General features: G+C 38.1%; 23 protein-coding genes. 14 read left to right on the top strand and 9 right to left on the bottom strand.

Annotated features, from left to right (window positions below):
* Positions 1-31 precede the first annotated feature (31 nt).
* From ACQ334_RS21650 to ACQ334_RS21635, 4 genes are all read left to right on the top strand, one after another.
* On the top strand, positions 32-667 hold the full coding sequence (locus tag ACQ334_RS21650) for a response regulator (protein ID WP_430990364.1): 636 nt from the start codon (positions 32-34) through the stop codon (positions 665-667).
* A gap of 157 nt (positions 668-824) precedes the next feature.
* Positions 825-2,849 carry an SBBP repeat-containing protein gene (locus ACQ334_RS21645; RefSeq protein WP_430990363.1) on the top strand — a complete coding sequence of 675 codons (2,025 nt, stop codon included), beginning with the start codon at positions 825-827 and terminating at the stop codon, positions 2,847-2,849.
* Between the two features lie 356 nt (positions 2,850-3,205).
* Entirely contained in the window at positions 3,206-5,140 is a 1,935-nt protein-coding gene (locus tag ACQ334_RS21640) for a tail fiber domain-containing protein (RefSeq protein ID WP_430990362.1), read from the top strand.
* A 55-nt stretch (positions 5,141-5,195) separates the two neighbouring features.
* Positions 5,196-6,563 (top strand): T9SS type A sorting domain-containing protein, encoded by a 1,368-nt coding sequence (locus ACQ334_RS21635; RefSeq protein WP_430990361.1) that lies wholly within the window; start codon positions 5,196-5,198, stop codon positions 6,561-6,563.
* 11 nt (positions 6,564-6,574) lie between these two features.
* On the opposite strand, the gene ACQ334_RS21630 is transcribed toward ACQ334_RS21635, so the two are convergent.
* From ACQ334_RS21630 to ACQ334_RS21605, 6 genes are all read right to left on the bottom strand, one after another.
* Complete coding sequence (locus ACQ334_RS21630; RefSeq protein ID WP_430990360.1) at positions 6,575-7,765, bottom strand: glycoside hydrolase family 10 protein; 1,191 nt, start codon at positions 7,763-7,765, stop codon at positions 6,575-6,577.
* Between the two features lie 9 nt (positions 7,766-7,774).
* A complete protein-coding gene (locus ACQ334_RS21625; protein WP_430990359.1) occupies positions 7,775-8,227 on the bottom strand; it encodes a MarR family winged helix-turn-helix transcriptional regulator in 453 nt (150 codons plus the stop codon).
* A gap of 10 nt (positions 8,228-8,237) precedes the next feature.
* Complete coding sequence (locus ACQ334_RS21620; protein ID WP_430990358.1) at positions 8,238-9,281, bottom strand: AI-2E family transporter; 1,044 nt, start codon at positions 9,279-9,281, stop codon at positions 8,238-8,240.
* Between the two features lie 28 nt (positions 9,282-9,309).
* Positions 9,310-10,341: a radical SAM/SPASM domain-containing protein gene (locus ACQ334_RS21615; protein ID WP_430990357.1), complete on the bottom strand. Its 1,032-nt coding sequence runs from the start codon at positions 10,339-10,341 to the stop codon at positions 9,310-9,312.
* 24 nt (positions 10,342-10,365) lie between these two features.
* Positions 10,366-11,100: a signal peptidase I gene (gene lepB, locus ACQ334_RS21610; protein WP_430990356.1), complete on the bottom strand. Its 735-nt coding sequence runs from the start codon at positions 11,098-11,100 to the stop codon at positions 10,366-10,368.
* A gap of 65 nt (positions 11,101-11,165) precedes the next feature.
* The gene (locus tag ACQ334_RS21605; protein ID WP_430990355.1) at positions 11,166-12,086 is read right to left on the bottom strand and encodes a lytic transglycosylase domain-containing protein; all 921 of its coding nucleotides are present in this window, start codon (positions 12,084-12,086) and stop codon (positions 11,166-11,168) included.
* Positions 12,087-12,222: 136 nt separating this feature from the next.
* On the opposite strand from ACQ334_RS21605, the gene ACQ334_RS21600 reads away from it, so the two are divergent.
* The 4 genes from ACQ334_RS21600 to ACQ334_RS21585 all read left to right on the top strand — a co-directional run bounded on the left by ACQ334_RS21600 (position 12,223) and on the right by ACQ334_RS21585 (position 15,780).
* Positions 12,223-14,169: a M1 family aminopeptidase gene (locus ACQ334_RS21600; RefSeq protein WP_430990354.1), complete on the top strand. Its 1,947-nt coding sequence runs from the start codon at positions 12,223-12,225 to the stop codon at positions 14,167-14,169.
* Positions 14,170-14,237: 68 nt separating this feature from the next.
* Entirely contained in the window at positions 14,238-15,002 is a 765-nt protein-coding gene (locus ACQ334_RS21595) for a glycoside hydrolase family 25 protein (protein ID WP_430990353.1), read from the top strand.
* Positions 15,003-15,075: 73 nt separating this feature from the next.
* Entirely contained in the window at positions 15,076-15,294 is a 219-nt protein-coding gene (locus ACQ334_RS21590) for a hypothetical protein (RefSeq protein WP_430990352.1), read from the top strand.
* A 96-nt stretch (positions 15,295-15,390) separates the two neighbouring features.
* On the top strand, positions 15,391-15,780 hold the full coding sequence (locus ACQ334_RS21585) for a hypothetical protein (protein ID WP_430990351.1): 390 nt from the start codon (positions 15,391-15,393) through the stop codon (positions 15,778-15,780).
* Positions 15,781-15,808: 28 nt separating this feature from the next.
* Here ACQ334_RS21585 and ACQ334_RS21580 read toward each other — a convergent pair whose 3' ends face one another.
* Positions 15,809-16,237 carry a YybH family protein gene (locus tag ACQ334_RS21580; RefSeq protein ID WP_430990350.1) on the bottom strand — a complete coding sequence of 143 codons (429 nt, stop codon included), beginning with the start codon at positions 16,235-16,237 and terminating at the stop codon, positions 15,809-15,811.
* A 155-nt stretch (positions 16,238-16,392) separates the two neighbouring features.
* Here ACQ334_RS21580 and ACQ334_RS21575 point away from each other — a divergent pair, with 155 nt between their 5' ends.
* Positions 16,393-16,851, top strand: a complete 459-nt coding sequence (locus ACQ334_RS21575; RefSeq protein ID WP_430990349.1) for a GyrI-like domain-containing protein — start codon at positions 16,393-16,395, stop codon at positions 16,849-16,851.
* Positions 16,852-16,853: 2 nt separating this feature from the next.
* The gene (locus ACQ334_RS21570; protein WP_430990348.1) at positions 16,854-17,228 is read left to right on the top strand and encodes a DUF1801 domain-containing protein; all 375 of its coding nucleotides are present in this window, start codon (positions 16,854-16,856) and stop codon (positions 17,226-17,228) included.
* Positions 17,229-17,260: 32 nt separating this feature from the next.
* On the opposite strand, the gene ACQ334_RS21565 is transcribed toward ACQ334_RS21570, so the two are convergent.
* On the bottom strand, positions 17,261-17,650 hold the full coding sequence (locus tag ACQ334_RS21565; RefSeq protein WP_430990347.1) for a MerC domain-containing protein: 390 nt from the start codon (positions 17,648-17,650) through the stop codon (positions 17,261-17,263).
* Between the two features lie 157 nt (positions 17,651-17,807).
* Here ACQ334_RS21565 and ACQ334_RS21560 point away from each other — a divergent pair, with 157 nt between their 5' ends.
* From ACQ334_RS21560 to ACQ334_RS21545, 4 genes are all read left to right on the top strand, one after another.
* Positions 17,808-18,545, top strand: coding sequence for an SCO family protein (locus ACQ334_RS21560; RefSeq protein ID WP_430990346.1), 738 nt, complete (start codon positions 17,808-17,810; stop codon positions 18,543-18,545).
* Positions 18,546-18,649: 104 nt separating this feature from the next.
* Complete coding sequence (locus ACQ334_RS21555; protein ID WP_430990345.1) at positions 18,650-19,063, top strand: Fur family transcriptional regulator; 414 nt, start codon at positions 18,650-18,652, stop codon at positions 19,061-19,063.
* Between the two features lie 89 nt (positions 19,064-19,152).
* On the top strand, positions 19,153-20,235 hold the full coding sequence (locus ACQ334_RS21550; RefSeq protein WP_430990344.1) for an acyltransferase family protein: 1,083 nt from the start codon (positions 19,153-19,155) through the stop codon (positions 20,233-20,235).
* Between the two features lie 334 nt (positions 20,236-20,569).
* Positions 20,570-22,753, top strand: coding sequence for a T9SS type A sorting domain-containing protein (locus tag ACQ334_RS21545; protein WP_430990343.1), 2,184 nt, complete (start codon positions 20,570-20,572; stop codon positions 22,751-22,753).
* Positions 22,754-22,875: 122 nt separating this feature from the next.
* Here ACQ334_RS21545 and ACQ334_RS21540 read toward each other — a convergent pair whose 3' ends face one another.
* Positions 22,876-23,862, bottom strand: coding sequence for a DUF5777 family beta-barrel protein (locus ACQ334_RS21540; RefSeq protein WP_430990342.1), 987 nt, complete (start codon positions 23,860-23,862; stop codon positions 22,876-22,878).
* Between the last annotated feature and the right edge of the window lie 58 nt (positions 23,863-23,920).

Raw genomic sequence — 23,920 nt, 5'->3', positions numbered from 1 at the left:
TACTTTGCAAAGGGCTTTATAAATTTATTACATGCAGATTGGTATAGTTGTATATGAGGACAATAATAACCTGAGGGAGAGCCTTTGTAATTTAATTACTTTCTCTAAAGATCTATTGCTGCTTGGTAATTACGCAAGGGTGGAAGAAGTGATAACGCAAATAGAAGAACTGCAACCCGATGTAATACTGATGGATATTGATATGCCTGGTATGAACGGTATTGAAGCAGTGAAACAGATTAGAACATTCAATCAGCAGGTGCAGGTTATTATGCTTACTGTTTTTGATGATAACCGGCATGTGCTGGATGCCATTTGTGCCGGCGCATCAGGCTATCTTTTAAAAAAACATATTTCAGATCATTTGTTAGATGCCATCACTCAAGTGTTACAAGGCGAAGCACCTATGTCGCCGGGCATTGCACGTATGGTGATACAAAGCATGCAACAAAATAGCAAGCCGGTAAATAACAACTACAATCTTACCCAAAGAGAAAAAGAAATTCTCAGTAATCTTTCTAAAGGCAATAGTTATAAATTAATTGCTGCTGATCTTTCTATCAGCATTGACACTGTTCGTACGCACATCAAAAACATCTACGAAAAATTACAGGTACATACACAAACCGAAGCTGTTTCCAAAGCAGTCAACGAGCGGTTGGTATAATATTTTTTTCTGCTACTACTTTTAGGTATCACATCATCATGTGATAGTAATCCATCTTTTCATTTGCAATCTTTACGTAGAAATTTTGTACAGTAAAGTTATGTGTAAGAAAAATCTGTAGCACATAAGTTTACTCATAAAAAATAAAAACAGCAATATGAACAAATTATTTTTAACAACCGCATTTCTAAGTGCAATGATAATTGCTAATGCACAGGCGCCTGCATTGCAATGGGCAAAGCAAATAGCAGGCCCCTCTGCTAATACTGGTCGTTCTGTTGCAGTGGATGCATCCGGAAACGTTTATACCACTGGTTATTTTGGTGGTACAGTAGACTTTGATCCAGGGCCGGGAGTTGTAAACTTTACCGCAGCTAACATAGATATTTTTGTTTCAAAAGTTGACGCTGCCGGAAATTTTGTGTGGGCAAAACAATTTGGCGGGCCAGTAGGCGGTTTTGGTAACTATGGATTATCAGTTGCAATCGATGCATCCGGAAATGTTTATACCTCCGGCTATTTTGGTGGTACAGTAGATTTTGACCCGGGGCCGGGAGTATATAATTTATCGGTGTCAAATTTTGGTATCAATCCAAATATAAATAATGCATTTATTTCTAAATTAGATGCTGCCGGAAATTTTGTATGGGCAAAACAAATAAATGACGGTACGTCAACATCAACTATTCAGGGGCAGAGTATTGCGGTAGATGGAGCGGCAAATGTTTACGTTACCGGCTTTTTTCGTGGTACAGCAAATTTCCCCGGAGGTGTGATCTCTTTATCGGAAGGTACTGCAAAAACAATATTCGTTGCAAAACTGGATGTTGATGGTAATACGCTTTGGGCAAGAAATATGGGAGGGCCTTTTGATGCTTCTATTTCAATTGATATACCCGATGCGATAGCGGTGGATGGTTCCGGCAATGTTTATACAACAGGCAGGTTTTCTGGTACTGCCGATTTTGATCCCGGTGCAGCAGTATTTAATTTAACCGCCAGCACATTTTATTATGGAGTATTCATTTCTAAACTGGATGCATCAGGAAATTTTGTATGGGCAAAACAAATGCCCCAGGGTTCTACTGTGGCAACTATTGAAAGCCTGGCCATGAAAATAGATACGGCAGGAAATGTTTATACCACAGGAAAATTTGAAGGCACAGTAGATTTTGATCCTGGCGCAGGTGTTTTTAACCTGGTTGCCTCAAATTTTTTTTACGACATATTCGTTTCGAAATTAGATGCCGCCGGAAATTTTGTTTGGGCAAAAAAAATGGGCGGGCCTTTAGATGATGAAGCTTACGGACTTACATTAGATGCATCAGGTAATGTTTACACAGCCGGCTATTTTGATAACACCGCCAATTTTGACCCCGGTGCAGCAACTTTTAATTTGACTACTTCCGGCAATGATGATGCTTTTATTTCTAAACTGGATAACAACGGCAATTTTGTTTGGGCAATAAAAATGGGTGGTCCCAATTTTGATTTTGCATGGAGTATTGCTGTAGATGCAGCACAAAACGTATATGCTACAGGAGACTTTGCCGGGGTCGCAGATTTTAATCCCGGTGCAGGAGTATTTAACCTTACATCTGCAGGTAGCAGCGATATGTATATAGTTAAATTAGGTCAGTCGGTTTTAGCAATTAAACTGCTTTCCTTTACTGGTAAAAATAATGGCAGTAATAATTTATTAGAATGGTCGACCACTTATGAGACCAATAATGATCACTTCGATATTGAACGAAGTGCTGATGGTATTGTATTTGAAAAAATTGCAACAGTAAAAGGTGCAGGTAATAGCAGCTCAACAAAGCAATATCAATTTACTGATAATGCAATCTTAAAAGATATTAGCTATTACAGGCTAAAACAAGTTGATACCGACAGCAAATTTTCCTATTCTGATATTATCAATTTAAAAAGGATAGTAGATAACGCTGAGATAAATATATATCCCAACCCTGTCAGCAATAACTTTTCTATTGACTTAAGAGCAATATATAAAAATATTGTAGTGAGCATTACTAATGTATCTGGTAAAAAACTCAGCGAAACCGCTTATACGCAAAGCCAGGTAATCAATATTAAAATGAATGCGCCTGCCGGAATATATTTTGTAAAAATAACGAACGGTAATAAAATAATTAAAACACAAAAAATAATTAAAGAGTAAAAATTACGCAGATAAGTCTTATTATGATTTGCAGTAGTGCAAATCATTTTTTATTTACAAAAGCGTGGTTCGCTCTTGACAGCGAAATACTGCTTTTAGGTATCACATCATCATGTGATAGTAATCCAGCTTTTCATTTGCAATCTTTACAGTTCAAATGTAAATCACCTTATCATGCGTAAAACAGTTTCATTAATACCTCCGTGAATGCAGCTATCAATTCCCGCATTCTTATAAAAATGCAATACTCAAACCCGGATGGAAAATCAAATACCAAACCGGTGGTGTGCTGGACTTACCCCAACCATTAAAAATTATTACATAAATTTTATACAAATACCATCAAATAATTTTTTATGAAAAAAATATTCTTCCTTTTTGTTTTAGTAGTGAGTTTTATACAGCTTATTGCACAAAAACATGTAGGCATTGGCACAACCAACCCATTGGCAGCATTGCATGTGGCAGATAGTAGTGTGTTATTTACCGGACCGGCAACATTGCCGGTTACTGCAACCCCGCCACCGGTAAGCGGTGCAGGCAATCGTTTATTTTGGTATCCGGACAATGCCGCATTTCGTGCAGGCGGTGTAGGTAGTACCCAATGGGATAAAGCTAATGTTGGGCAGTACTCATTTGCTGCCGGACTGGATAGCAAAGCAAGTCAATATGCTACAACGGCTTTAGGCAACAATTGCCTTGCGGCTGCAAATTATGCTACGGCAATGGGCAGAAATACCATTTCAAGTGGTGCAGTATCTACCGCAATGGGGTTTAATACAACCGCAAGCAATACAGCAGCCACTGCCATGGGCAATAGTACCAATGCATCAGGTTTATATTCCACTGCCATGGGCAATAGTACCAGTGCAACGGGCACCTCATCCACCGCTATTGGCAGCACCAATATTGCGTTTGGCATCAACACTATTGCCGCAGGCAACAACAGCAATGCAGTAGGCGATAATTCATTTTCGATAGGGCATTATGCCCGTGCCATTGGTGATAAATCTTTTGCACTCGGCGATTCCGTAAGGGCCAACGGTTATGCAGCTACGGCCATGGGTTATCAGACTATTGCCAATGGGGATAAATCTTTTGCGTTGGGCGACTCTGTTGTTACTGACGGTGATGCCTCTTTTGCGGTAGGGAGCAAATGCTGGACCTGGGGTATTAATGCTATTGCACTTGGGTACAACACCATTGCTGCGGGAGATCAATCCACCGCAATGGGATACAATTCGATTGCTTATGGATTTTCAAGCACTGCAATGGGCCTCAGCACATCGGCATTTGGCTATAATGCAACAGCAATGGGCTACACAACAGCTGCATCGGGAAATTTTAGCACTGCAATGGGATATTACGATACAGCTTCGGCAGAAAATGCTGTAGCAATGGGGGCATTTACCAAAGCTAAGGGTTTAACATCTACCGCTATGGGTGATCAAACAACCGCATCTGGCGCTAGGTCCACTGCCATGGGGTTTGGTACAGTTGCATCTGGTACTAGTTCCACTGCCATGGGTTCCAATACAGTTGCATCCGCTTTTGCTTCCACCGCCACGGGGCTCTATACAGTTGCATCGGGCAATACTTCCACCGCCATGGGGTTCAGTACAGTTGCATCGGGCAATATTTCCACTGCCATGGGTACTCGTGTTTCCACCAATGGCCATGAAGGGGCGTTCATTATTGGTGATGGCACCTCAGGCGTAGGGTTTACAAATTGTTTTCACGACAATGAATTTAGGGCAAGGATGGATGGTGGATATGCGCTGTACACCAATGCGGCAACCACCACGGGTGTTTTTATGAACAGCGGCGATAATGCCTGGAGTTCCATTTCGGACAGTACAAAAAAAGAAAAATTCAAAAAAACAGATGGTGAATATGTGTTGACCAGCATCGGTAAAATGAAATTGGGCAGCTGGAATTATAAATCACAAAGCGCAAAAAATTTTCGCCACTATGGGCCAATGGCGCAGGAATTTTACAATGCCTTTGGTAACGACGGTATTGGGAAAATTGGTTGTGATACGTTGATAGGCAGTGCAGACATTGATGGTATAATGATGATTGCCCTGCAGGCATTGGAAAAAAGAAGTACCACATTAGCAAAAGAAAATGAACAATTGAAACAGGACAATCTTGCTTTAGAAAAAAAATTATTTGACCTGCAAAATCAGTTTGCCGGCAAGATGGTACTATTAGAAACAAAGCTGAATGAAGTACTTGCAATAAAAGAAAAAGATGCAGCTGCAAAAAAACTGGTAGTTGTTAATCAATAACCGGTAATATGGCTTTAACTGCTATTTTAAATTATTTTTTTAAAGAATGAATATTATGAAGCCGTTTATAGTTACCGTAGCAATAGTATTATTTTTTGCCTTCTCTGCAACTGCACAATTATTTGTTCAGGCTGGTGCTGTAATAAAAACTACCGGTAACGCTGTAATAACATTGCAGGATATAGACCTGGTAAATAACGGTACCATCAACCAACTTTCGGGTGAGGGGAAATTTGTATTCACCGGTGCTGCAGACAATACTATTTCCGGAAGCAATATTCCCTTGTTTGATATTATGGAGATCGCAAAAACAGGCACAGCAAAAATTTCTCTTTTACAAAACATTAATATCGGTACTGCTGTAAACTTTACCTCTGGTTTAATTAATTTAAATAACAGTACTATTTACCTGCAACCTACTGCATTGCTTAATGGTGAAAATGAAAACAGCAGGATAACGGGTACCGGCGGCGGCTATGTGGAGATCACTAATATCTTAAATGCACCGCCTGCAATTAATCCCGGAAATTTAGGAGCTATCATCACCTCATCACAAAACCTTGGCAGCACCATCATCCGCCGTGGCCATACTTCTCAGGTAAATGGTAGCAATGCAGGTAATAGTATTTACCGGTATTATGATATTATACCCACTAACAATACAGCATTAAATGCCACACTGCGCCTTAATTATTTTGATACAGAATTAAACGGCCTTACAGAAAATAATTTAACCTTATGGAAAAGTAACAACAATACTACATGGGTAAATATGGGATTTACTGTACGAGATGCCTTAGCAAATTATGTTGGGCAATCAGGACTTGCAGATTTTTCAAGATGGACATTATCATCAGCAAATAACCCTTTGCCTGTACATTTTTTATTGTTTGCAGTTAGTTGCAACAGCAATGCAGTAAACATTACGTGGAAAACAGCGCAGGAGCAAAATAGTAAAAACTTTGCTATACAAAAAAGTGATGATGGTATTCATTTTACTATAGTTGGAATTGTGGCGGCAGCAGGTAATAGCAGTACAGAAAAAACCTATTCCTTTACAGATAACAGCACTTCATACAAGCCTGCTTTTTATAAAATAGTTGAAACAGATATTGATGGAAAAATGCAATACACTGCTATTAATCGTATACAATGCGGAGCAGCAGATAATGAACTAAAGACCTTTCCTAACCCTGTGAAACAAACGTTGTTTGTAAATGTAAATACAAGAATAGCGTCACCAATTTTTATTAAAATATTTGATAGTAAAGGAGCATTAGTATTAACACAAAATAATAAGCTATTGAGTGGCAACAACCAGTTAAATATTAATATGGCTAATCTTGCAGCAGGAATATATAGCATTGCACTGGATTGGAATAACGGGCAGGAGCATAAAATAATCAAACTGCAAAAGCAATAAAACCGGTTTAACTACTTTATTGCCGGTGTTGGTACAGGTACAGCAAAATAATTCAACCTTAAACTATCACTCCAGCCATTAGGGTTTTTATCAAAAGTTTTACTGCTGAAAAATATCATGCCCTGGATATTGGGCGTGTTGCGTAAAGCTTCAATTTGCCGTGGCAATTGGGTTTTATCTTTCCAGGCTTCGTTACTGCCGGCACGATAAATGCCTAAGCCGATATAGCAATTTTTTCCATAAGTATGCTTGCTCCACCAATCTAATAATATTTCATATGAGGCTGCTTTATGGCCAAACTCCCAATACAATTGTGGTGTTACATAATCAATCCAACCGCTTTTTAACCACAGTAAAATATCTGCATACAGGTCATCGTAGTTGGTTTGTCCTGCCCTGGTATTGCTGCCTTCAGGGTCTTTATCAATATTGCGCCACACACCAAAAGGGCTTATACCAAACTGGCATTTAGGATTTATTTTTTTTATGGCTTTGCTCAGCATTACAATGATAGAATCGGTATTGCTTCTTCTCCAGTCTTCTTTATTCATTCCATTACCATACTGCTGGTATTTAGCATCATCCGGAAATTCTTTTCCTGCAATACGGTAAGGGTAAAAATAATCATCAAAATGAATGGCATCAATATCATAGCGGCTTACCACATCTGTTACCACAGCAGTTACGTATTGCTGCACTTCTTTATTGCCCGGATCAAAATAAGATTTATCGCCGTAGGTTAAAAACCAATCGGGGTGCAGCCTGGTAATATGCGTTGCGGAAATAGAAGATTTATTAATATTGAATACTGCCCTGTACGGATTCATCCATGCATGAAACTCCATACCACGTTTATGTGTTTCTGCAATCATAAAAGCTAATGGATCGTAATACGGAAGGGGTGGCTGGCCTTGTTTGCCCGTAAGCCATTCACTCCAGGGTTCATAAGGCGAAGGATAAAAGGCATCTGTTGAGGGACGTACCTGCACAATCATTGCGTTCATGCCATTTGCTTTGTGCATGTTCAGTAACCTAATAAATTCTACTTTCTGAGAATCGGAATTTAAATTTTTGCTGGACGGCCAGTCGATATTATCAACAGTGGCTACCCATACGCCACGGAATTCAGGTTTGGATTGTGCCACTGCATCAACAGGCAACAGGCAATGAGCGATAAGCAAACATGCTATGCAAAATTTCATCAATAGTAATTAATTCGATTCACGGATCTTATCCAGGAGTTTGTTCAGCGTTTTTGCTTCAGTTTCTGAAAGATTACTGAGTACGGCATCCATCTCATCCTGGTGGCTGTCTAATTTGGCCAATAGCTTTTTGCCTTTATCTGTAATAGAAACATCCACCAGGCGCTTATCAACTTTAGATGTAACTTTTTTTACAAATCCTTTCAGTATCAAACGATCTACAATACGGCTGGTATCGCTCATCTTATCCAGCATGCGCTGGCGGATCTGTAAAGTAGAAAGTGGTTGCCCGGCGCCACGTAAAATACGCAGGATATTAAACTGTTGCGATGTAAGGCCATGTTTTTCAAACATGTTCTTCATCTGCTCTGTCATCCAGTTAAAAGTATAAATGATGTTGATACCGGCTTTCTGATGTTCATTCCGGAATTTAGATTGGTTGATATCTTCCTGTATGCCCATAAATAGAATATTAATCTTTTTGCGTCTCTTCTATAGCTACTGACTTTGCAGCAAATTCGTTCATGTAAATTTTTACCAAGATAATAAAATAGCTGATTAACAAAGGGCCAAAAATTACGCCCCAGAAACCAAACAAACCAATGCCTATAATTACCCCAAAAATAGTAATTAAAGGATGTACATCTATTAATCTTTTAAGAATGGTAAGCCTGGCCACATAATCTGCATTGGTAATGATCACTACTGCAAAAATCAAGAGCCCGATAGCAGATCCTGTTTTATCGATAGAAAACAAATACAAAGTTAACGGCACCCATATTACTGCCGTGCCTACAATAGGCACCATAGAAAAAATACCAGTTAAAAAACCCCACAATCCCCAGTCCTTTACACCAAAAATGCTGTAACCAATGGCTGCAATAATACCCTGTATAATGGCCAGTACAGGAATGCCGATTGCATTAGCCTTGATCATATTTTTAGTTTCACTGCTCAACAGGTTAATATTTTCTTCTTTAAGCGGAATAAAATTATGCAGGAATTTTTCTACCAGCCGGCCATTTTTTAATAAGAAGTACAGCAGGAAAAACATGATAGCAAAATTGCTCATGATATTGGCCGAGCTGTTTAATATAGTAGGAACAATAGCTGTTGCTTTTTTTTGAAAAGCCGCTAAGTTTTCATCCGTCAGTAGTTCAATGCCTGTAAGATCGTGAATTTTAACGCCAACAATTTTTGCATCTTTCATCAGCTCTACCGGGTTGGTTAAAACTGCTGATACTTTAGTGGTCAATAATGTTACAGAAAAATAAATGGGAATAGCAATTACGACTAAGCTTCCCAAAACAAATAATAAAGTTGTCCAGGTTTTATTCCATCTTTTAATAATGGTAAGCTTGTTATAAGGCTCACGAAAAAGTATATACAAAGTAAGGGCACCCAAAAACCCTGGTAAAAAAACATACAACTGTGTAAGCAACAGAATTGCCAGCAGTATAATAATCAACAGTAGTATGATCTGCCTTAGCCGGTTATTAAATACTGAATCGTCCATAAAAAAAAGAATTTCAAATTAAAAGACATCAATCCTTCCACACTGAAGCGCCTTCGCTGCAATTGGCACAAATATCGATATTCTTACGGCTTTTCATCAGCTCACTCCTGAATTGCTTGTAATTATCATTGTGCCAGATCTCTTTAAACGATTGATTTTTTAAATTACCTAACTGGTGCATGGCATCTTTATCAAAACAGCAAGGCACCACTAAACCATCCCAGGTAATTACATTGGCATGTTGCAATTTCCAGCAGCGGTTGGCTAATTTATTTTTTGCAGTGTAAGAGCCATCTGCATTTTTTTTATAGCGGCTAAACTTATCTGTTGTGGGAATAAGATTGTTGGGGTCCGTTTCGTAATCATACACCTGTGCAGTTTTAAAACGCACTTCATCCACACCTACTTCTTTTGCCAGGCGTTTAATATCTTCTACCTGGTGTTCATTAGGTTTAACCACTAAAAACTGGAAGAAAACAAATGGCGTTTTACTGTTCAGTTCCTTTTTCCATTTTACAATATTCTTTGCGCCTTCAATCACTTTGTCCAGGTGGCCGCCTACACGGTATTGCTGGTACACATCCTGTGTGGTACCATCAATAGAAATGATCAAACGATCCAAACCACTTTCCACTGTTCGTTTGGCATTGGCATCATTTAAATAATGTGCATTGGTAGAAGTGGCGGTGTATATTCCTTTTGATGAAGCATATTTCACCATTTCTAAAAAATCAGGATTTAAATAAGGTTCGCCCTGGAAATAAAAAATGAGGTAGAGTAACTCTTTATAAATATCATCAATAGTATCCCTGAAAAAATCTTTTTGCAACATACCTGTGGGCCGGGTAAACTGGCGCAATCCACTCGGGCATTCGGGGCAGCGCAGGTTGCAACTGGTGGTAGGTTCAAAAGAAATAGAAACAGGGTAACCCCATTGCACCGGTTTGTTCAGCAAACGGCTGATATAAAAACTACTCAGCACTTTAAGGCCGTTAAAAAAGCGCCTTGGGGTAAGCTTGCTTAATAAATTGGTACTATCATTCCAGTTGAACTGAGGCATGTGCAAAGGTACGTTGATTGAGAGTTATTTGTTGAGTACAACACCTTTAATATCTGCCTGCTTAATAAACCCGGTAAACCTGGAATCCATTGCATTGTGCCTGTTATCACCTAAGCTGAAATAACAACCTGCAGGAATGGCAAGAGGGCCAAAATTATCTGTTGTCCAGGTAGTATTTTTATCCAGCCATTTAAACGGGCCATTAGTAGTATCATTAACTATAAATGGGGTAAGTTTTATCCTGGATTGATACTTTTTTATTTGTGTTTTGTCAAATGCTATGGTCATTGAATCTTTACTTTGTAAAGGGGAGCTGTAACTACCTTCCGCAGGTTTATCTTCATCCTCAACAATTTCATTAAATGCTTTTGCAGTTATCTCAAATTCATATTTTAAATTTAATTCTTCATCAAAATTTTTTCCATTAACATACAGTATTGCATTCTTCATTTCCAGTGTATCGCCACCAATGCCGCAAAGACGGTATAAATAATGAGCACCGGGTTTAAAGGCATTAAAATCTCCATTATTATATCCTGCCAGCACCGAATCCTGGTATTTACTGGTAAATGCAATAAACTGGTGAGGTTTTGGTCTTTTCAGATTTGTAGTAAATAACTTATCGCCGATCTTTAAAGTAGGTTCATTGGCTGCACTTGGAATTACATAATACTGTAACATACCTGTTATTCTTGCTACTGTCCACAGCACGAGAACAGTTCCCAGAAAAATCGCTGATCCTATAAGTACTTTTTTCATATCGTAATTTAAAAAGAAAAGCCAGTACAAAAGTACCGGCTGATTATTTTATTAAGCGTTATTTTTTATTGGTGATTATCAGAAGTAGATTCTTCGTCCAGTTCTTCAGTCATATTCTGTTCAAATTTATCTGCTTTAACTACAATTGGTTTAAAGCAAAGTGTATTATTAGCAAACTTATCGTAGTTATTAAATATCACGTTAAGCGCAATAAAGTTCATTACATAACTCCTGGTTTCTGCAGGCAAATAACTTTTTACATCCCAGAAATCGGGATTGTCTTTACCGGTTTTTTTCATGGCTTCCCAAACATTACCCACACCACAATTGTAACTGGCTACCACCAGCAGGTAATCATTATCCAAATTACGGCAACGATCTTTTAAATAACGGGCAGCGGTGTAAGTTGATTTGTCAAAATTTTTACGTTCATCTTTTATAATAACGGGCCTGAATTTTTTATGCTCTTTTTTAGCAAGGGCTTTTGCTAATTTCAATTCTCTTTTCTTTTCTGCAGCGCTCATCTGCCGTGCATATTTTAAACCATACTCTTTGGCTACCTCATCCATTATTTGCCAGTAACCTACGGCGCCTGCCCTTGAAACAGCATTACCATTAAAAGCACTTTCTAATGCCAGCAATACTTTAAATTCATTGGGTATATTATGCTTACTTAAAATTGCTGCAGCTTTTGGAAAGAATTTTTTGCCTTTATTATAAGTGCGTATCAGGTACTCCCTTCTGTTGGTGGAAAATTTTTCAATATAATCAAGTGACTGTTCTTCGTTACCACATAACAGGTCGGGGTAAACAACATTGGCCGGTTTTATTACAATATTGGCAGCTTCTTTTTTACTCAGTTTTGCCAATAATATTTTTTTTGCACTGTCTTTTTTTACCTGTGCTTTTGCAGGCAAAACCACAAGGCTGATCATTACAAAAGTTGCAGTGCAGATGTTACGAACGAAATGTTGTCTTTTTATCATATTTAAAATAATTGGGGACTGGTTACGTTACTAAAACGGGAATATTTAAAACGATTTGATAAAACCTTTATTGCGCCTTCACAAAACTTTAAGAACTTTATAAAACTTTCATTTATTACTGGCTAACCACTTATATATGCGTTTTATTACAATACTTTTCCTTACAGCCTTTTTTAATGCTGCTGCACAGCAACCTGCCAATAATTGCAAACAGGTAAACGACATCGCATTGGCAGAAAGACTTAGCCATGAGCGCATTACCCAAACCGCCAATGGGCTGTTAACTGCTGCATCAAATTTTGATGTGAAATATTACCGCTGCGAATGGGAGGTTGATCCTGCTGTAAGATTCATCAAAGGAAAAGTTACTGTATACTTTGTAGTGGCAGACCCTGCAACAGCAATCACGCTGGATTTAATGAGTCCATTGGTGGTAGATAGCGTAAAACAACGTAACCTGTTGCTTACACAACAGCAGGCAAATAATGCGGTGCAGATAACTTTCCTGTCGCAAATAAACGCTGGTACGCTCGACTCTGTAAGTATCTATTATAAAGGCGTTCCACCAAATACCGGCTTTGGTTCTTTTATACAAGATCAGCATGCAGGCGTTCCTGTTATGTGGAGCCTTAGCGAACCTTATGGCAGCCGTGATTGGTGGCCCTGCAAAAACGGGCTGGATGATAAAGCAGATTCTATTGATGTAATTGTAACCGCACCTTCGCAATACAAAGCAGCATCAAATGGTTTACTGCAAAGCGAAACGCTGATAGCAGGTGGTACCAAAAAAGTTACGCATTGGAAACATCGTTATCCCATTGCGTCTTACCTGATCTGTTTTGCCGTTACCAATTATGCGGTATTTAATAACAGCGTTCAATTGGGTAGCATTACTTTGCCCATGCAAACATATTGTTATCCTGAAAGCCAGGCTTCTTTTCAGGGTGGCACACAAAATGTGCTGGATGCCTTACAACTATACCATAACACTTTTGGCGACTACCCTTTTATAAAAGAAAAATATGGGCATGTACAATTTGGATGGGGCGGTGGTATGGAACATCAAACCTCTACATTTGTTGTTGCTATCAACGAAAGCCTTATTGCACATGAGTTGGGTCACCAATGGTTTGGCGATAAAATTACTACAGGTAGTTGGGCCGATATCTGGCTAAACGAAGGTTTTGCCACATACCTTGCCAGTTACTATGCCGAATTAAAATATCCTGCCAGTGCTATCAGCAACCGCAAAGCAGTGGTAGATTATATCACTTCGCAACCTGGCGGTTCTGTTTTAGTAGATGATACCACCAATGTGGGAAAAATATTCGACAGCAGGTTAAGCTATAATAAAGGATCGCAGCTTTTGTACATGCTAAGATGGAAACTGGGCGACTCTGCATTTTTCCGTGCCCTGAGAAGTTACCAGAAAGATCCTAAACTAATGTATGGTTTTGCCAGAACAGCTGATTTAAAAAAACACCTGGAAGATGAAAGTAAGCAAGACCTTACCCAATTCTTTAACGACTGGTATAAAGGGCAGGGATACCCGACATATAAAGTAGAATGGTCGCAGATAGGCAGCAGTTATGTAAAAGTGAAAATGAATCAAACCACATCACATGCTTCAGTCAGTTTTTTTGCAATGCCGGTGGCATTAAAATTTGTGAATTCACATTATGAAAAAACAGTAGTACTGGATAATACAACCAACGGAGAAGTGTTTATAAAAAATATCGGTTTTGTGGCAGATACCGTTTTTATTGATCCTGACTATTGGCTCATCAGCAGAAACAACACAGCCAAAAAAGTAACTGATATAACCAGTGGACAAAATATAGTTCAGGTATTTCCGAATCCTGTTCAAAGTCAATTCTCTGTTTATCTCCGAAATTTTACTAGCCCAACAGCAACTGTATATCTTTACAATACGCTGGGTCAGTTATTGTATTTTAAAAACCTTACCATAATTAATGGATCGGAATATGTAGAGCTACAATCCCGTCATCTGGCAGCAGGTATATACTATCTTAAAATAGAAAGCAGCGATGGTTTCAGGTATGCAAAGAAATTGCTAAAGTAAATTACTGGTAAAAATTCTATTTTCTTTATTGATCAACATTACGGTACTTTGCGGCAACCAGTATAGCCGTGGCAAAAAAAAAGACAACTGTTGTAAAGATCATTATTGTATCTGTTATTTATCTTTCTGCAGCATCTATTGCAGTATTCCTTATTACCAATTATGTTAATCAGCCAAAATTTGTAAGGTATCCTGCATTCGGTATTCCTATTCCGGTTAATTACGCTATTCATGGCATTGACGTAAGCCGCCACCAGGCTGCTATTGATTGGGATGATGTAAGCGCTATGCAGGATAAAAATATCAGGATCGGTTTTACTTTTATAAAAGCTACCGAAGGAATAAGTAATGTTGACGCCGCCTTCCGCCGCAACTGGCTTAAAGCTAAAGAAGCAAAAATTCCACGTGGTGCTTACCACTTTTTTATTTCCAGTAAAAGCGGCAAAGCACAAGCCGAAAATTTCATCCAGATCGTTACATTGGAAAAAGGCGATATGCCGCCGGTATTGGATATCGAGCAGGCCAATGGCGCTTCTGCAGAAGATATTCAACAAAGAGCAAAAGACTGGTTGGTAATGGTAGAAAAACGGTATAAAATAAAACCGGTTATTTATACCAATGTGGATTTTTATAATAATTTCCTGGCAGGCAAATTTGATGATTACCCACTTTGGGTAGCGCATTATTTAGTGCAGGATAAACCGAGGATAAAACGCAACTGGCTTTTCTGGCAGCACAACGAAAGCGGCAGGGTTAATGGTATTGATGCTTATGTGGATTTTAATGTGTTTAATGGTGATAGTACCGATTTTAAAAATCTATTGATGAAATAATAATTGCAACAATTAACATTATTCAGTTGTTAATTACGAACTTGCTTTACACACCAATTGCTTTTAACCAGTTATGGGTATAGAAAACGATACAAAAGATTTCTTAGTACGAATAATGCAAACTATTTCCATTGTATTGCTTTGGATGATGGTGAATGTTTTCTTTGGCTTTTATAAGGACTACGCTTTTTTTAATACCCGGCCCAACTGGACCAACTATCTCTTTTACATATTATCAGCCACCAGCCTTGTTGTGCTGATCATTCACTTAAAACGCAAATGGCGTTTGTAACTTTTTTCCGGTAGTTTTCGTTACAGTTAAAACACCCTTTTACACGCAGGCCAATGCGTATAAATTTCACTATTTTTAATTATAAACTCAACCAGCATGAGGCTTAAACTTTTCTGTAAGTATTCTGTAATAGCAGGTACCCTGATAATCTGGATAATAAAATTTGCATTGCGTCCTTATATACATTTTACACAGCCCACTAAATATTTACTTGGCATTGCACCTAATTTGCTGGGTTCTTTTCTTTTGCCATTGGGTTGCTATTGGCTGTTGGGTAAATACATTAACCTGCATGCCGATAAACAATTGAGGTGGTTTTGTGTGGTGTGCTTTGGTTTGTTGGTAATAAACGAATTGTTGCAGCTGATCCCGGTTTTTGGACGCACTTTCGATTACAGCGATATTGCAGCTTCTGCAGTGGGGTTAGCCAGTGCTTATTTTTTATGCAGTAAATATTTGTTTCGTAAACTGGCCACTTATCCATAACCAATAAACCAGTTAACTAATAAACCAATTAACTACTATGGTCCACCACAATAACCCAGTTATTTTTTATCTTTTTAAATAATAAAGTAAAATGTCCGCTTACATCACCAATGCTACGGGTTAAATGCCATTTACCTACAACAAAATAATAGAGCACTGAAAGCCTTTTTACTTCAAGGATATTAAAATCCAGTTTGCCCATAGCCGCAGTATCAGGGTACCCTTTTTTATAATTCTCCAGCGTTTTTTGCCAACCGTATGTAATACCGCTTTTGCCAATAAATTTTAAAGAATCACTTTGCCAGTAGGTAAGCATAAAGCGATCCAGGTCTCCGGTATTCCAGGCATTTAATTGTTGGGCCATACTGTTTCTTATAGCCAGTTCGTCTTTTGATTGTGCCGATGCACTGGTGCTGATAGTAAAAGATAAGAGAAATAAATACAATAGCTTTTTCATTGATTATATTTTAATAGTACAATTTAAGAAATCCATATTTTAAATAAACTGTAAACTTTAAATCAGAAAATGTAATGCTGCAATGTTTTATCCTGCTGACATAAGGCTGTCACAACGTAAACCTATTTTTGTTGCAGATCAATAAACTATAAAAAATGGAAATTCAAAAAATCAACAACTTCAGTATTATTGGAATTGCAGTAAGAACAACCAATGAAAACGGGCAATCAGGAAAAGATATTCCTTTGCTTTGGAGTAAATTTATGAGCGAAGGGGTCATAGAAAAAATTCCCAATAAAATTGATAATACCTTGTATTGCATGTATACTGATTATGAAAAAGACCATACCAAACCTTATACTACTATACTAGGTTGCAAGGTGGCGGGTTTAAGTAATATACCTGAAAGAATGATTGGTAAAACAATTGAAACCGGAAACTATACCCGTTACAATGTTAAAGGAAACCTGCTGCAGGGAGCAGTTTTTGAAGCATGGTTAAAAATATGGGCCACACCTATTACAAGAACTTACACCGCAGACTTTGAAGTGTATGGCGAAAAAGCGCAGGATCCTGCGAATGGAGAAATTGATATATTTATAGCGGTAAAATAAGTATGCTAAGCAATATTGATAATTTTTATTTTAAAAAAGAAGAGCCTTTGCAGAGCTGTTTGCTGGCCTTAAAGGAAATTATTCTTTCGCAGAATAAAGATATTACCAGTGCCTGGAAATATGGCATGCCCTTTTTTTGTTACAAAGGAAAAATGTTTTGCTATTTGTGGGTGCATAAAAAAACCTTGCAGCCTTATATGGGTATAGTAGAAGGAAAACATTTTAATCACCCCAAACTGGTAATAGAAAAGCGCAGCCGTATGAAAATTATGTTGTTTGATGCGGATAAAGAGCTGCCTGTAAAAACGATCCAGCTCATTATACAACAGGCTATTGATTTATATAAGACGGGTGTGGTGCCATTAAAAACAAAATGAGAAAATCCGGACGGCTATTTAAAAAGCATCTTTTAATGTGTATGATGCGGAGAAGCACATTTACTTTTATGACAAAGCCTGTAATTATAATAATGTGCAGAAATGATGAGGATAACAGCGATCGCTAAAAACAAATATTCATGCTGAGAAAAAAACTGTTTTAAAACCAGGAAAATAAATCCTACGGAAAAGATCAGTACCGGAGCAAAAGAATGATGGTGTTTAACATAACCATGAAATAAAGAATAAGAGCCTACCACAAAAGCTAAACCGATCATACCCCATTCAAAAAAACCATTGTGAATAATATTAATGCCAAAAACCGGTAAAGAAGTTGCTATTACCGGCAGCAGCGCACAATGTATTGCGCAGGCAATTGAAGTGCCGATACCAAAAGCGTCCCAGTTTAATTTAACTTTCATTTGAGCCTGCAAATATAATATATTTGCAATACTGTTGCAAGTTTTTAATCAGGGTTTGCAAACCCTTTTGGAGTTAAGAAAGAGAAAACCGTTAAAAGGTTGTCAACCTTTTAATCTAACTGCCTGCAACTGGCGTAAATTTGCAAAAAATGTTTTTATGAGTAAGAAGTTGTTGTTGTATGTGGTTTTTTTTGCCTTGCTGCTGGGGGGCTTTTATTTAATGGTCTTTAGTGATTACGATTTTTCAAAATCCAACCTGGTGGTGAGAAACGCTGATGTGGGCAATTTTTCCTTTATCAACCAGGATGGAAAAACCATCAGCCAACGTGAGGTGGATGGCAAAGTATATGTGGCCGAATATTTTTTTACCACCTGTAAAGGCATTTGCCCTAAGATGAACGCTAATATGCGGCGTGTGTTTGATGCTTTTAAGGAAGAGCCGGATTTTATGATCCTTTCGCATACCTGTATGCCTGAAACAGATTCGGTACCATTGCTAAAAGCCTATGAAAAAAAGATGATTGAAGGCAAACTGGTTAAGAATGCAGATGGCTCTTACAGCATCGATTACGATACGGCTAAATCTCTAAACCCTAAACCACTAAACCTTAATTGGAATTTTGTTACCGGTGATAAAACAGCACTCTATAAAATGGCAAGACAGGCTTATGGTATTGATAATGGAAAGCCAGATAGCACCCAAATGATAAAAGATCAGTTTATTCATACCCAGTTTTTTGCCCTGGTTGATAAGCTGGGAAGGGTAAGAGGAATGGTATATGATGGCTTGAATAATGATGAGGTTGACAATATGATAAAGGATATTAAAGGATTGCTGAAAGAAAAAGTGACTTCTAAAAGATTTATGAATGGCTTTAGTAATAATCCGAACTAAGGCGTGAGACGTGAAGCCTCAGTCGTGAGCAAATACAACAAGCAGTTGCTTCACTCATGCCTGACGATTGACGCCTCACGAACTTTGTTTAACTTTACACCAATATGGAAAGACTACCCGGCATATTAAAAAAGAACCACCTGAGCGTAACCGACAGCCGTAAAAAAATACTGGAATTATTTTTAAGCAGCCCGGGTGCATTGGCACATGCCGATATTGAAAAAAATACTGGTGAAATTTTTGACAGGGTAACGGTATACCGTACCCTTCAAACCTTTGTAGAGAAAGGCATCATCCATAATATTCCCACTACTGATAATTCTATTTTATATGCCCTTTGCAAACAGGATTGCGAGGCCGGGCATCACCACGATAACCATGTTCACTTTATATGCGATGCCTGCAATAAAACCATTTGCCTGGATGATGTAACCATACCGGAAGTAAAATTACCCCAGGGATTTAAACCAAAGCATGCAGAAATGGTGGTGTATGGGCTTTGTGGAGATTGTAAGTAAATGATGAAAATATAAATACCTGTACCTGGGGTTTAAAAAATTGGGTACTTTTATTCAGATTACAATTTATTTTACCAAACTCAACACTTTTGCTCCCGGCGTTAAAACCTGCTAAAGAACGTTTTCCTGCGCTCACAGGCATACGAACCATGGGAGCAGCGGCGGTATTTTTTTTACACCTTTCATTTAAGATCGGATTTAATATCTCTGTAGATGTGATGGCCCTTTTTTTTGTTTTGAGTGGATTTCTGATCTTTTATATTTACTATGAAAATGCAGCCGTAAAAAAATGGCAATTGCGGCAGTATTTTATTAACAGGTTTGCAAGGATATACCCGGTTTATTTTTTACTGGTTACCGTTGCAATATTACTGCGTCATGATTTTCGGCCCTTATTCCTGTTTAAAAATTATACGCTTACACATGCTTTGTTTCATCATTTTTCAGATATTGCCATACAACCCAGTTGGTCGATAACTGTAGAAGAGTGCTTTTATTTTTTAGCACCCTTGTTCATGTACCTGGTAACAAGGTTCAGTTTTTATTTGGCATTATTATCCGGCGCTTTACTTTTAGTTGCCGCCTTATTTATTTCAACATTGCCATTATCATTCCTCCACACTTCCCGCCTTGTTTTTTCTACCACATTCTTCGGTCATTTTTTTGAATTTTTTTGTGGTATTTTTTTAGCCCTCGTTATTTTAAAAAGAGAAAAGAAAGGAGTTATTGCATTGCAGGGAATAAAATATACCATTGGCGGCCTTGCAGGTATTGCAATGGCAATTGGCATAACAGAGTTAACCAAAAATATGAATGACCCGGGACAGGCGACACAATTCTTTTTGATCAATAATTTTATTTTACCCATACCCGTCGCTGTTTTATACTATGGGCTGATGTGCGAAAAAAGTGGCCTTGCTACTTTTCTTTCTTTTAAATGGCTGGGCTTACTCGGCCGCACTTCTTATGCCTTTTACCTGGTACATACTATAGTAATCGAATCCATCGCAGTGCCATTTATTCAGCCTTATTTTTCAGGGTATCATAACCTGTATGTGATAACTGTTTTTGTTTTGGCGCAAATAATTGCCTTTTGTATTTATGTATTTTATGAAGTGCCGTTGAATACATTTATCAGGAAGAAATTTTCATCAGCAAGAGTGGTGGTATAATCATATCTTTTTAAAGTGATATTTAGCAAGCCTGGGGTTAAGCTATTGTATGGTGATTATGAAGGTGTTAGCGCTTATACAAAGGCGAAAGCACTTACCTATGGACACATCTGCATAAAGAAGTATTTAAAAAAAAGCTGATTTTAATTTGGAATTGTATTAAAAATTATTACTTTTGAGTTCTGAAACCTAGATCTCTCTGAACAATTCGTACCAGTCTCCTGTGTAATAACACAACAACCCCACATCGTAAACATAAATCTTATCCAGGTAAAACTATACCTAAATCCCACTATTCCTGTGTTTATTTTTTGCATACCTAAAACACAAGAAAATGTTTACAAATTTTACCTCAAAAGCAATTGCTTTGCTTGTACCTGTTGCCTGTATGGTAATAGCTGCAAAAGCGCAAAATCCCATCACCAGTTACAGCCAGGTTTACTCAGCCAACATCAAAGGCGGCACTGCAGTATTGGGTAACACCAGCATGCAGATCATCAACAGTTCTAACGGTACAATACGTACCAACCGAATGAATGATATATCAGATCCATCCAATGGAGTGGGCGGAATCGGGTATACACAGTATGGTAACGATAACGACAACATGCAGTTTGCAGATATTGATGGCATTGCAGGAACTAATAATTCCACTTCTGCAGATCTTATTTTACCGGCAGGCACCAACACTATAAAATTTGCCAGGCTTTACTGGGGCGGGAGAATTTTAAATTCGGCAATTACCAGCGTACCGGATACTTTACGTAAAGTAAAGATCAGGAAAGGTGCAGGCAGTTACTCTAATGTATTAGCCGCTGCAACCAGCGTTGACCAGTTTGCCATAGCAGGAACATCAGAAACTGTTTACCAGGCCTATTCTGATATTACAGCTTATGTACAATCCAACGGTGCCGGCACATTTACCGTAGCTGATATTCCGGCCACTGCAGGCTCTACTTCTAATGGAGGCAGGTTTGCAGGTTGGAGTATTGTAGTAGCATACGAAAACCCGGCATCTCTTTTAAATAGCGTACGTATTTATCATGGTTACTACCAGGTATTTACTTCAAGCAGTGGGCCTGCATCGGTATCGGTTACACTAAATAACCTGAATGTTCCTAATAATTCTTTATCTGCAGGCGATGCTGTAATGACTGTAATGGGCTGGGAAGGCGATGGTAATCTTGGTGCTACAGGTTCTAACCCCGAAGGTGATTTTGTAAAAGTAAATAATGTGGTGGTTTCTAATAATGCCAATGTGGGTACTAATTTCTGGAACGGCAGTATCAGCAATAACGGGGCTTATGTAAACACAAAAAATCCCAGTTATGCTAACCAGATGGGCATTGATATTGACCAGGTGGATGTAGGAACAGGCTATAATATTTTACCCAATGCCAGTTCGGTTACACTTACTTTTGGCACCGAGGCTGATCAGTATTTTCCCAGCTATTTTGCTTTTTCATTACGATCAAAAGATCCTTTGGTAACTATTAACAAAACGGTTACCGATGCCAGTGCAAACAACTCCGTTGAATCTAATGAAATATTAACTTATACGCTAACAGGCACCAATGTAGGCCCGGGCCAGGCACATAATGTTTATGTGGTGGATTCACTCCCTTCCAATGTAACATACATTAGCAATTCGATGGAAGTGATCAGCGGTGTGGGTGCAACTTTAGGTGCACAAACAGATGCTATTGATGCGGCTGATAAATCTTTTAAAGGCACTTATGCCGGAAGAGATTATGTAAAATTCTTTTTAGGTGCAGGTGCAACTAACGCAGCCGGTGGTATTATGAATGTGGGAGAAACCTATACGGTAAAGTTTAAAGTACAGGGACAGGTGATTCCGGGAAGCGTTACTAATTCGGCTACCTCTTATGCTTACTCTGCAGCTAATGATTTATTTACCGATGTCAGTACTGCCATAATCGGACCATTGGGTGCTCCTTTATCAGTAAAACTGGTATCATTTAATGCAACGCTTAGCGGCAACAGATCTGTACTCGATTGGGTAACTGAATCTGAATTAAATAACGATCATTTTGATGTGGAAAGAAGTGAGGACGGCATTCATTTTACAACCATAGGTACGGTAAAAGGGAATGGCACATCTGCCACTATACACAATTATAAATTTACCGATGATTTACTTTCCGGTGCTGCTATTGTTTATTACCGGTTAAAAGTGGTAGACAATAACAACAAATCAAGTTATTCTAAAATTGTTTTAATAAGGCAGAATGGTATATTCAGTGCCTCTGCAATTACAGTGTATCCAAATCCATTTGTAACTGATGTAAAAGTATTTATTAAGAGTACTAAAACTGTAACAGCACTTTTTAGAGTAATGGCTGCAAACGGTGCAGAGGTTGTTTCAAAAAAAGTGACTGTTGAAAGTGGCAATAATATTATTGTGCTGAATGATATGGCATCTTTACCAAAGGGTACTTATATACTTGAAGTGGTTGCAGAAAATGATAAATTCAGTAAAACAATATTGAAGAATTAAATAGTTTGAATCAAACCAATAAATAAAAAAGGCGGCAAATAAATTTGCCGCTTTTCTTATTTATTAAACATGACGAAAGCAAAATAGATATGCCCTATTTCAATTGTATTAAATTCACAAATTTATTTCTTCTTTTTATCCCTGAACAAAACAAAATTTCTTGCCATAGTAAAACCCCAGCGGTATTGTCCTTTACCCCATGAGCTGAATGTTCGTGGAATAAACCTGTTTTCTAAAATGTTGGTGGTGTTAGTAAAATTTAAATGAAATAAATGGCCCGGCGTAACAATTTCAACGCCAATACCAAATGCATCATAGCGGCTGGCATCATACAATCCTGCATATTGCTTTTTTAAAGCAGCTTCAGAAGATTTAGAACGGAAGGGGTGAAAATAATCACCTACTAAAACAAACTTTTTACTCAGTGGAAGACGGATACCACCACCTAATGCAAACATACCTTTCTGATCGTTGGTTACTACATAATTGGTATGTACATAAGTTGGATTCAACTGCAAACTGATGTTGCCAAATTTTCTTGCCACCATCAGTTGTACTACCTGGCTCAGCCTGTCAGAGAAATTAGTAAAATGATTTTCTTTAATGGCCAGCAAGCTGGCGCTGTTATTAGTATCTGCAGCCATTGCACAGGCTACAATATTAGCAAATACTGTAACTGATACCGGATGTTTAGGGTCATGCTCCATTTGTTTTACAAACTGGTATTTTAACCCGGTTTCAATCAATTGGCCAAGATTACCTCCTCCTTTGGTTCTTGAAAAAAACACATTCAGTTTATCAGAAAGCCCCGCCTGGAAAGCGATTTTTACGTCTGCAGCATTATCTAATCCAAAAAACCTTTTGATACCCCCATTAGTACCGGCTGCATCTCCAAAATTATGCACCACTTTAAATTCAAGAATGCCTTTGTGCAACACTTCCACTGTATTGGCATTAATTAATTTCTGAGAATAAAAAACTTTAGTAGCCTCACCGGCAGGCTCCTGCTTGCTATCCATCGAATTCATCAGCTTAGTTACCGCAGAATCTTCCTGTGCAAAAACTGTAGCACTGATTAGTATTGAAAAAAGTAAAATAATTTTTTGCATATTAATAAGTTTTTGATTGTACTACTTATCGCATTAAATAATACAATGGTTGCCAGTG

It is taken from the genome of Ferruginibacter sp. SUN106, assembly GCF_050611765.1.
Lineage (GTDB): Bacteria > Bacteroidota > Bacteroidia > Chitinophagales > Chitinophagaceae > Ferruginibacter.
The sequence above is the reverse complement of the archived record's forward strand: the minus strand, read 5'-3'. Positions and strand labels throughout refer to the sequence as shown.